Source organism: Lentzea sp. NPDC006480 (assembly GCF_040611995.1).
Lineage (GTDB): Bacteria > Actinomycetota > Actinomycetes > Mycobacteriales > Pseudonocardiaceae > Lentzea.
The window spans coordinates 1-9824 of the sequence record NZ_JBEXPJ010000249.1; the positions used below are offsets into that span (position 1 = coordinate 1).

Here is a 9824-nt window from a genome sequence, read left to right on the forward strand (position 1 = left end):
CACCCTTTTCTTCTGGAGGATCTTTCCCATGTACGTGGGGGCTCTGGAACTGGACGTGCTCTTGGGCGACGTCCATTCGCTGAAGGAGAAGCGCTCCGTGGTCAGGCCCGTCGTGGCCGAGCTGCGTCGCCGCTTCGAGGTTGCCGCATCCGAAGCAGGTCATCAGGATCTGCATCGGCGCGCGTTGATCGGTGTCGCTGTGGTTGCGGGCGACGCTTCGCATGTCAGGGAGGTCCTGGCCGGCTGTGAAAGGCTGGTCGCGGGACGTCCCGAACTGGAACTGCTCTCCGCCCGGACGCGTCTCGTCGGGCCGGAGGACGACTAGGAAGGGGAGGCTCGTGGCCGACACGGCACGTGCCCGCAAGCTCGCCAAGCGGATCTCGCAGATCGTGGCTTCGGCTCTCGAGCACGAGGTCAAGGATCCGCGGTTGGCTCGGGTCACGATCACCGACACCAAGGTGACCGGGGATCTGCACGACGCGACTGTGTACTACACCGTTCTGGGTGAGCGGCTGGACACCGAGCCCGACTACGCCGGGGCGGCTGCCGCTCTGGAGAAGGCCAAGGGCGTGCTGCGCTCGATGGTCGGGGCGCAGACCGGGGTCCGGTTCACGCCGACGCTGACGTTCATGACCGACACCGTGCCGGACACGGCGCGGAAGATGGACGAGCTGCTGGCTCAGGCTCAGGCTGCCGACGCCGAGGTGGCTCGGCTCGCGGTCGGTGCTTCTCCGGCCGGCGAGGCTGACCCTTACAAGGCTCCTCGTGAGGACGAAGAAGAGGACTGAGTTTCGATTTGCCCGGGGACCTTTCGCACGCGGAAGGTCCCTTCAGGCTGTTTATGGGATGGAAACTGTCTTGTCCGAGGGCGCCCTGCAGCACATTGAGACGGTGAGCAGCTAACGTCTCCCTGTGGCAGACGACCTGAGCACCACCATTGCCGAGGCCGCGCGGTTACTGGCCGACGCCCGCGATGTGACCCTTCTCAGTCACATCAACCCCGACGCTGACACGCTCGGGAGTGCTTTGGCGGTGGGACTCGCGCTCCAGCGGCGCGGCGTTGCCGTGCGGGTGGCGTTCGGTGAGCCCGAGACGGTGCCGGAGTCGTTGCGGGCGTTGGACACGGCGGGGTTGCTGGTGCACCGCGATGAGGTGCCCGCGGCTCCGGAGCTGCTGGTCGTGATGGACACCGGGAGCCTGCAACGACTCGGGCCCCTGGCGGGTCGGGTCGCCGCGTGCACCGGGCCGGTCATCGTCATCGACCACCACGTGTCGAACACGCGGTACGGGACGTTGCACTGCATCGACGAGCACGCCGAGGCCACCGCGCTGATCGCGTTGAAGTTGCTCGACGAGATGGACGTGGTCGTCGACGAGCCCATTGCGCGGTGCATTTACGCCGGGCTCGTGACGGACACCGGGGGCTTTCGCAAGGCGGGGCCGGCCGCGCACGAGACGGCGGCGCGGTTGTTGGCGACCGGGGTCGACGCGTACAGCGTCACGCGGCCGTTGATGGACGCGCACCCGTTCGCGTACTTGGGCATGTTGTCGCGCGTGCTGGCCCGGGCGGAGCTGGACCAGCAGGCCGCTGGTGGGCTGGGGCTCGTGCATGCCGTCGTCGGGCTGGATGACGCGCGGGACGTGCGCAGTGAGGAGGTGGAGAGCGTGATCGACGTCGTGCGCTCTGCTTCCGAGGCTGAGGTCGCGGCTGTGCTGAAGGAGTTGCGGCCCGGGTTCTGGTCCGTGTCGTTGCGGGCCGTGGGCCGGGTGGACGTTCGTGAGGTGGCGCAGGTGCTGGGCGGGGGTGGGCATCGGCTGGCGGCCGGGTTCACGTTCACCGGGCCCGCGGAGCAGGTGGTCGCCGCGCTGAAGGGCGCGTTGGAGCGGGTGGAGTCATGACACGGACTGGAAGCCCGCGGCTGCTGCGGGAGATCAACGACCGGGCGGCCATCGAGACCCTGCTGCGCAGCGGGGCGATGACGCGCGCGGAGCTGGAGGAGGTCATCGGGCTCTCCAAGCCCGCGACCGCGCAGTTGCTGGCGCGGCTCGAAGAGGACGGCATGGTCGTCCGCACCGGGTTGCGTGGTGGTGGACGCGGACCGCGCGCGCAGATGTGGGCCGTCAACGGTGGCGTGGGGTACGTGGCGGCGGTGGCGTTGACGCCGGACCTGATCGACGTGGTCATCGCGGACATCACCGGGTCGCTGCTGTCCGAGCACAGCGCGCCGATGCCGAAGTCCGAGACGCTCATCGCGTTCCGCGAGACCGTGCAGAAGGCGGCGGCCCTGGCGGGTCTGCGGCTGGACGCTTTGTCGCACGTCGTCGTCGGCACGCCCGGCGCTGTCGACCCCGCCACCGGGTGCCTGGGATTCGCGCCTCACCTGCCGGGGTTGGTGGACGTCGACCTGCCCGCGACGCTGCGGGAGTTGCTGGGCACGTCGGTCTCGATCGAGAACGACATCAACCTGGCCGCGTTGGAGGAGATGAGCTCCGGCAAGGCCGTGGGCGTCCGCAACTTCGTGCTCTTCTGGCCGGCCGACGAAATAGGGTCGGCCGTCGTCGTCAACGGCGAGCTGCTGCGCGGCGTCACGGGCGGCGCGGGCGAGATCGACTCGATGCAGATCCCCGGCGGCCGCTACGGCGACCAGGTGGACAGCGACGCCATCGTGGACCTGGCTTCGTCGCACGGCATCGCCGCGTCCTCTGGTCTGGAGGCCGTCGCCCACGCCCTGACCGCGGGCACCGAAGGCCGCGCGTTCTTGTCAGACCTCGCCCGTAGGATCGCATTGGGTCTGGCGAACGTCGTGTGCGTGCTCGATCCGGAACTGGTGCTCTTGTCGGGTGGGGTTGCCCAGGCCGGTGGCGAGACGCTGTGCGACCTGGTGTCGACGGAACTGCTGAAGCTGGTGGTCCCGCGCACCCCGGTGCAGCTCGCCCAGATCACCGCGAACCCGGTGCGCTCGGGAGCCCTGCACTCGGCGCTGGCGGTGGCGCGGGAACGCGTGTTCGGCCTGCCCCAGCGCTCCTAGTCGTCGCTCGGTCGGGTGAACCTGGCGCCGCGGGTGTCCTGAAACGCTGTTACCGATCCCTCGCGTACGAGGAAGCGCGCGGGGGAGCGGTCCATGGTGCGCCTCCCCGTGTGCGCATGCCTCGGGTCTCGCTCGCCCGAGCCAGCACCCGGTCGAGCCAGCACCCAGCCGAGCCAGAGCCCGCACGAGCCAAGCCCGAGTCCGCGCCCGGCCCGAGCCCGCGGCCCGAGTTCGCACCTGCCTGCGCCCGCCTGCGCCTGCGCCCCGCGTGTGCGCGTCCGCGTCTGCTTGCGCGCTCGGTCCCGTCCCGCGTGTCCAGGCTGAGCGCACCTGCCGGTGGCAGCCGGTTGGGCGCCGCCGCGTGGCTGCGCGAGGCGTGGTGCCGTCCCGCGGTCTCGTGGGTGGGCGTGGTCTCGCGGTGCGGGGTGCGGGGTGCGGTCTCGCGGGATGGGCGTCGCCCCGTGGGCGGACGTGGTCTCGCGGGGTGGGCGCGTGGGCGTTGTCACCGGTTGGAAGTGCGGGTGAGAGCTTAGGTTCGTCGTGTGGAGGATCGGGTTCCCGCTCGGCGGGTCATCGGGCTGGCTGTGCCTGCTCTGGGGGTGTTGGCGGCCGAGCCGTTGTACGTGCTCGTGGACACGGCGGTGGTGGGGCATCTCGGGGCGCTGCCGTTGGCCGGGCTGGCGCTCGGTGGGGTGTTGCTGACGCAGGTTTCGACGCAGCTCACGTTTCTCTCGTACGGCACGACGGCGCGCACGGCGAGGTTGCACGGGGCCGGGCGGCGGCGGGAGGCCGTTGAGGAAGGGGTGCAGGCGACTTGGCTGGCGTTGGCGGCTGGGCTGCTCGTGGTGGTGCTGGGGCAGGTGTTCGCGCGGCCGTTGGCTGAGTTGCTCGCCGGGCGAGGTGGGGTGGCGGACGCGGCGGTCGAGTGGGTGCGGATCGCGTTGTTCGGGGCGCCGTTCATCCTCGTCACGATGGCCGGCAACGGGTGGATGCGCGGGGTTCAGGACACCAGGCGGCCGTTGAAGTACATCCTGATCGGCAACGGCATCAGCGCGGTTCTCTGCCCCGCGCTCGTGTACGGGGCCGGTTGGGGGCTTGAGGGGTCGGCCATCGCCAACGTGGTGGCGCAGGTGCTGGCGGCGAGTCTGTTCATCAAGGCCCTCATCAGCGAGAAAGTGCCGCTCACGCCGCACTACCAAGCCATGCGCGCGCAGTTGGGCATGGGGCGTGACCTCGTGCTGAGGAGCTTGGCGTTCCAGGCGTGCTTCGTCAGCGCGGCTTCGGTGGCGGCGCGGACGTCCGTGGCGGCCGTGGGGGCACATCAGGTCGTGTTGCAGTTGTGGACGTTCCTGGCGCTCGTGCTGGACTCGCTGGCGATCGCCGCGCAGTCACTCGTCGGAGCGGCTCTCGGGGCGTCCAACAAGAAAAAGGCCGAGAAGCTGGCGTGGCAGGTCACCCGGTACGGGCTGGTGTTCGGGATCGGGCTCGGCATCGTTTTCGCCGCGCTGGCAACGGTTCTGCCGCACGCGTTCACGTCGGATCAAGAAGTGCTGAGGGAAATCCCCAACGCGTGGTGGTTCTTCGTGGCACTGCAACCGATCGCGGGCGTGGTGTTCGCGTTGGACGGCGTGCTGCTGGGCGCGGGCGACGTGAAGTTCATGCGGACGGCGACGCTCGGCAGTGCGGTGATCGGGTTCCTGCCGCTGGTGTGGGCCGCGTACGCGTTCGGGTGGGGGCTGGCGGGCATCTGGACCGGGCTGTCGGCGTTCATGGTGCTGCGCCTGATAGCCGTGATCTGGCGCACGAAGTCAGGCGAGTGGGCCGTCGAGGGCGCGGTCAGATGACGCCCGAACGGCCGCTGTGTCCGACCTCACGGCATGAAATCGTTACCAATAAGGTTGTTTAGGCGATGTAACTAATGTCTGCCCGCCTCCGACCTGGGGAGAGTGCCGTCTTGCCGTCGGTCGATCGCGCCACCCGACTCTCGTGGCTGATCTGGACCACCGCCGTTTTCGTCTACTTCGCCGCCGTCTTCCACCGCTCCACGCTCGGTGTCGCCGGGCTGGAGGCGAGTGAGCGGTTCGGGCTCGGACCCGCGCAACTCGGTGTGTTCACCGTGCTGCAGATCGGTGTCTACGCCCTCATGCAGATCCCGACCGGGTTGCTCGTGGACCGGTTCGGGCCCCGCAAGATCCTCACCGTCGCCGCGCTGCTCATGGGCACCGGTCAGCTGCTCTTCGCCGTGGCTGACTCGTATGCGCTGGGGCTCACTGCGCGCGCGGTGCTCGGCATGGGTGACGCGATGACGTTCATCAGCGTGATCCGCATCGTCGCCGCGCACTTCCCGCCGCGGCAGTACTCGCTCGTGGTCGCGGTCACGGCCGCGTTGGGCGGCGTCGGCAACCTCGTCGCCACCGTGCCGCTGACGCTCGCGCTCGGCTCGATCGGGTGGACGTGGGCGTTCCTCATCGCGGGCGGCATCACGGCGCTGTACTCGGCCGTGGCGTTCCTCAGGATCAAGGACGTGCCGCACGGCTTCACCGCGCCGAAGCCGGAAGCCGTGCCGCTCAAGCAGATCTGGCCCAAGGTGCGGCAGGCGTGGAGCGTGCCCGGCACCCGGCTCGGGTTCTGGGCGCACTTCAGCACCATGTCGACTCCGGCCGTGCTCGGTCTGCTGTGGGGGTACCCGTACCTCGTGCAGGCGCAGGGCATGTCGGCCAAGGCGGCGTCGTCCACGCTCGGACTCCTCGTCATCGGCGCGATCGTGTCGAGTCCGATCATCGGCGCGCTCTTCTCCCGCAACCCCGAGTGGCGCATGCCGATCGCGGGCTGGTTCCTGGCGTTCGCGCTGACCGGGTGGGCCGTGCTGCTGCTGTGGCCGGGCGGTCACGTGCCGGTGCCGGTCATCGCGGTGGTGTTCATCGTGCTCACGGTGGGCGGACCGATCTCGGGCGTCGCGTTCGCGTTGGCCCGCGATTACAACCCGTCGCACCGCCAGTCCACGGCGAGCGGCCTGGTCAACGTCGGCGGCTTCCTCGCGGTGACCGTCGCGGCACTCGGCGTCGGCGTGCTGCTGGAGGTCACCGAGAGCCTGCTCACCCCGCAGACGGCGTTCCGAGTCGCCCTCAGCTTCTGCGTGATCGTGCTGGCGGTAGGCGGCTGGCGGATGCTCGTGTGGTGGCGGCGCGCGCGTGCCGCGGTGTTCGAGGCCGAGGAGCGTGGTGAGACGGTGCCGGTGCAGTTGCGGCGTCGTCGCTGGGACGCGCTGCGCGTCGCTTAAGCTTTCGCGCCGTGAAACCCTCTGTTGCACCGGGCCTGGTCATCGTCGACAAGCCGGACGGCATGACCTCGCACGACGTGGTGGCGCGGGTGCGCAGGATCCTCGGCACCCGCAAGGTCGGGCACGCCGGCACGCTGGACCCGATGGCGACCGGCGTGCTCGTGCTCGGCATCGAGCGCGCGACGAAGCTCCTCGGCCACCTCGCGCTCGACAGCAAGGCCTACCTGGCGACAATCGTGCTCGGCTCGTCCACCACGACGGACGACGCCGAGGGCGAGATTTTGTCCACTGTGGACGCTTCGGATGTCCAGGACGACGCCGTCGCCGCCGAGATCGCGAAGCTGACCGGCCCGATCCAGCAGGTGCCGTCGGCCGTGTCCGCGGTGAAGATCGACGGCAAGCGCGCCTACGCACGGGTTCGTGCGGGCGAACAGGTCGAGATCCCCGCACGCCCCGTCACGGTGCACAGGTTCGACGTGCTGTTCACGCGCCGTGAAGACAAGACGGTGCTCATCGACGTCATGGTCGAGTGCTCCTCCGGCACCTACGTGCGCGCGCTGGCCCGCGACCTCGGCGCGGCGCTCGGCGTCGGCGGTCACCTGGGTGCGTTGCGGCGCACCAGGGTCGGCCCGTTCGACCTGCGCGTGGCCAAGACGCTGGAGCAGCTGGAGGAGACGCCCGCCCTGTCGCTCGACCTCGACGCGGCGGTCACGACGGCGTTCCCGCGCAGGGAGATCGACCCGCGCGAGGCCTCTGCGCTCTCGCACGGGCAGCGGCTCAAGGCGGGCGGCATCGAGGGCACCTACGGCGTGTTCGGCCCGGACGGGCACGTGATCGCGCTGGCGAAGGACGAAGGCGACGCCTGCAAGCCCGTGGTGGTGCTGAGCCCGGCTGGCTAGCGTCGGCGCGCGGGACGACGACGAGGAAGACGAAGCGTTGTGCGACTACCTCGACGTCACCTGGTACGAGATTCCGGCTGAGCAGCGTGGCTGACTTCGACAGCGCCGATCTCCAGTGCCAGGTGCCCGACGAGGACCTCCTCGACGCTGTGGGCGAGCCGGCCGCCGAACTCGCTTCCTCGTCGGATGGTGAATCGACGTGCGATCGCAGCGGCCCCGGCCGTCGTCGTAGGCTGATCACCGTGCAACGCTGGCGCGGACTAGATCACCTTCCCGGCGGCTGGGGCCGCTGCGTCGTCACCATCGGCGTGTTCGACGGTGTCCACAAAGGCCACCAGGCTCTCATCGGCAGGGCCGTCGAGCTCGCGACCGAACGCGGTCTGCCGTCCGTGCTGATGACCTTCGACCCGCACCCGTCCGAGGTGGTTCGGCCGGGGAGTCATCCCGCGCAGCTCACCACGTTGCGGCGCAGGGCCGAGCTGGTCGAGGAGCTCGGGATCGACCACTTCGTCGTGGTGCCGTTCAGCCTGGAGACCTCCAGGATGCCCGCGGCCGAGTTCGTCCACGAGGTCCTGGTCGAGAAGCTCCACGCGGCCGCTGTCGTGGTGGGTGAGAACTTCACCTTCGGGCACAAGGCCGCGGGTAACGTCGAAATGCTGCGCCAGCTCGGGCAGCGGTTCGGATTCGTGACCGAGGGGGCTGATCTGGTGTCCGCAGACGAAGTGACCTACTCGTCGACGTACGTCCGGGCGTGCATCGACGCCGGCGACGTGAAGGCCGCGGCGGAGGCGCTGGGCAAGCCGCACCGGCTGGAGGGGATCGTCGTCAAGGGCGACGGGCGCGGCAAGGACCTGGGGTTCCCGACGGCCAACCTCTCCACGCCGAAGTTCGCCGCTGTTCCGGCTGACGGTATTTACGCGTGCTGGTTCACCAACGCCAAGGGTAAGAAGCTCAAGGCGGCGGTCAGCGTCGGCACGAACCCGACGTTCTCCGGCCGGGAGCGGCGGGTCGAGGCGTTCGTGCTGGACGTGGACGAGGACTACTACGGCCAGCGGGTCGCGGTGGACTTCGTCGAACGGCTGCGCGGAATGGTCAAGTTCGACTCGGTCGAGGCACTTCTCGAGGAAATGCATCGAGATGTAGACCGAACGAGGGAACTGCTGGCCGAGTCGTGACCGTCAGATTGAGCGAAGCGGGCGTGAGGGCGTCCGCAGGCTGGCAGGATGCGGGTCGGAGCTGGGCAACGGGAGAGGGCCGAGGTGGAGGACCACAAGATCGTTCAGCGCAATCTCGCGCTACAGCGGGAGTGGTACGGGGAGCCTTTGGGTGACCGAGTGCGCCGGTTGGTCGTGGCCTTCAACGTGTCCCAGGCTCAGCTCGCGGACGTGCTGGGGATCAGCGCGCCGATGCTCAGCCAGGTGATGAGCGGCCGCCGGGCCAAGATCGGCAACCCCGCCGTGCTCGCGCGGATGATCATGCTGGAGCGCAAGGTGCTCACGCCGGACGTGGCGACCGGAGCGCCGGAAGCGCTGCAGCGCGCGCTCGACGACGTGCGCGAGTCCAAGCCGACCGTGTCGCGCGACAACCTGCCGGTCAACGGCGACGAGAGCGTCGCGTACCCGGTGCTGCGCCGCGTCGCGGACCGCACCGAGCTCCAGCACGCGGCCGACCTGCTGCACGAGGACTTCCCCGCGATCGCCGAGCTGTTCCGCCGCGCCATCAGGGCCGCCTCCAGGTGAAGTTCTTCACCGCGTTGTACCCGCCTCAGCACGTGATCGACGAGCTCGACGCCGTGCTGGACCGCAGCCTCGACGTGGAGTGGACGAAGCCGGAGAAGTGGCACATCACGTTGTGCTTCCACGGTGAAACCGCAGATGAGGAACGCTTCAAAGCCCTCGAAGGCCACGAGGTCCCGGAAATCAGGCTGCAGAACTTCGGCGACTTCCGCGGCAGGGTCCTGTGGGCGGGAATTCACGGCGATTTAAATCAGTTGGCACGAGCGGCGGGCGCGAACGACAATTGGTGGGCGCACCTGACGGTGGCGTACGGGTACCAGGGACAACCGATGCCGGAGTTCCTGGGCAGCCCGTGGCAGCCGACCGAAGCAGTGCTCGTGAGCAGCGTCGATGGCGTCCACACACCCGTCGCACGGGTGGGGTTGCGCACGTCAGCGCGCCACTGAGCAGCGCGCCTGATAGCCTTCGCAGTTGGGTCTGGCTGCGGTCCGTGGCGGCCAGTACCGGCTACCCCGGCCAGCAATTCGGCGGGCGTGGGGCCGCACGGACCTGAACAAGTAGGAGAAGTACCTAGTGGCACTGTCCACGGATCAGAAGAAGTCCATCCTCGGTGAGTACGGTCTGCACGACTCGGACACCGGCTCGACCGAGGCGCAGGTGGCCCTCCTGAGCAAGCGCATCGCTGACCTCACGGAGCACCTGAAGCAGCACAAGCACGACCACCACTCCCGCCGGGGCCTTCTGCTGATGGTCGGCCGTCGCCGCCGTCTGCTGAACTACCTGACCAAGGTGGACATCAACCGCTACCGCGCGCTGATCCAGCGCCTCGGTCTGCGCAGGTGATACTTGCCGTGGGGGTGTGACCGGCCGGTCACTCCCC

The 9824-nt window shown here is 69.1% G+C and carries 11 protein-coding genes; all 11 read left to right on the plus strand.

Annotated features, from left to right (window positions below):
* The first annotated feature begins 28 nt into the window (after positions 1-28).
* On the plus strand, positions 29-325 hold the full coding sequence (locus tag ABZX92_RS43650) for a DUF503 domain-containing protein (RefSeq protein ID WP_355571725.1): 297 nt from the start codon (positions 29-31) through the stop codon (positions 323-325).
* A 13-nt stretch (positions 326-338) separates the two neighbouring features.
* Positions 339-788 (plus strand): 30S ribosome-binding factor RbfA, encoded by a 450-nt coding sequence (gene rbfA, locus ABZX92_RS43655; RefSeq protein ID WP_355571712.1) that lies wholly within the window; start codon positions 339-341, stop codon positions 786-788.
* Positions 789-912: 124 nt separating this feature from the next.
* Positions 913-1899, plus strand: coding sequence for a bifunctional oligoribonuclease/PAP phosphatase NrnA (locus ABZX92_RS43660; protein WP_355571714.1), 987 nt, complete (start codon positions 913-915; stop codon positions 1897-1899).
* On the plus strand, positions 1896-3029 hold the full coding sequence (locus ABZX92_RS43665; protein WP_355571716.1) for an ROK family transcriptional regulator: 1134 nt from the start codon (positions 1896-1898) through the stop codon (positions 3027-3029). The genes ABZX92_RS43660 and ABZX92_RS43665 overlap by 4 nt, the downstream gene beginning before the upstream one ends.
* Positions 3030-3571: 542 nt before the next feature.
* The gene (locus ABZX92_RS43670; protein WP_355571717.1) at positions 3572-4873 is read left to right on the plus strand and encodes an MATE family efflux transporter; all 1302 of its coding nucleotides are present in this window, start codon (positions 3572-3574) and stop codon (positions 4871-4873) included.
* A gap of 110 nt (positions 4874-4983) precedes the next feature.
* A complete protein-coding gene (locus ABZX92_RS43675; protein ID WP_355571719.1) occupies positions 4984-6309 on the plus strand; it encodes an MFS transporter in 1326 nt (441 codons plus the stop codon).
* Between the two features lie 11 nt (positions 6310-6320).
* Complete coding sequence (gene truB, locus ABZX92_RS43680; protein WP_355571721.1) at positions 6321-7208, plus strand: tRNA pseudouridine(55) synthase TruB; 888 nt, start codon at positions 6321-6323, stop codon at positions 7206-7208.
* Between the two features lie 242 nt (positions 7209-7450).
* Positions 7451-8383, plus strand: coding sequence for a bifunctional riboflavin kinase/FAD synthetase (locus tag ABZX92_RS43685; protein ID WP_355571727.1), 933 nt, complete (start codon positions 7451-7453; stop codon positions 8381-8383).
* A gap of 84 nt (positions 8384-8467) precedes the next feature.
* Complete coding sequence (locus ABZX92_RS43690; RefSeq protein ID WP_355571729.1) at positions 8468-8947, plus strand: helix-turn-helix transcriptional regulator; 480 nt, start codon at positions 8468-8470, stop codon at positions 8945-8947.
* The gene (locus ABZX92_RS43695; protein WP_355571723.1) at positions 8944-9390 is read left to right on the plus strand and encodes a 2'-5' RNA ligase family protein; all 447 of its coding nucleotides are present in this window, start codon (positions 8944-8946) and stop codon (positions 9388-9390) included. The genes ABZX92_RS43690 and ABZX92_RS43695 overlap by 4 nt, the downstream gene beginning before the upstream one ends.
* Positions 9391-9517: 127 nt before the next feature.
* Positions 9518-9787 (plus strand): 30S ribosomal protein S15, encoded by a 270-nt coding sequence (gene rpsO / locus ABZX92_RS43700; protein ID WP_045318466.1) that lies wholly within the window; start codon positions 9518-9520, stop codon positions 9785-9787.
* Positions 9788-9824 lie beyond the last annotated feature (37 nt).

Excerpts from the sequence above, each read along its gene's own strand:
- ABZX92_RS43650 (WP_355571725.1), top strand. The coding sequence starts at position 29 with ATGTACGTGGGGGCTCTGGAACTGGACGTGCTCTTGGGCGACGTCCAT.
- ABZX92_RS43665 (WP_355571716.1), top strand. The coding sequence starts at position 1,896 with ATGACACGGACTGGAAGCCCGCGGCTGCTGCGGGAGATCAACGACCGG.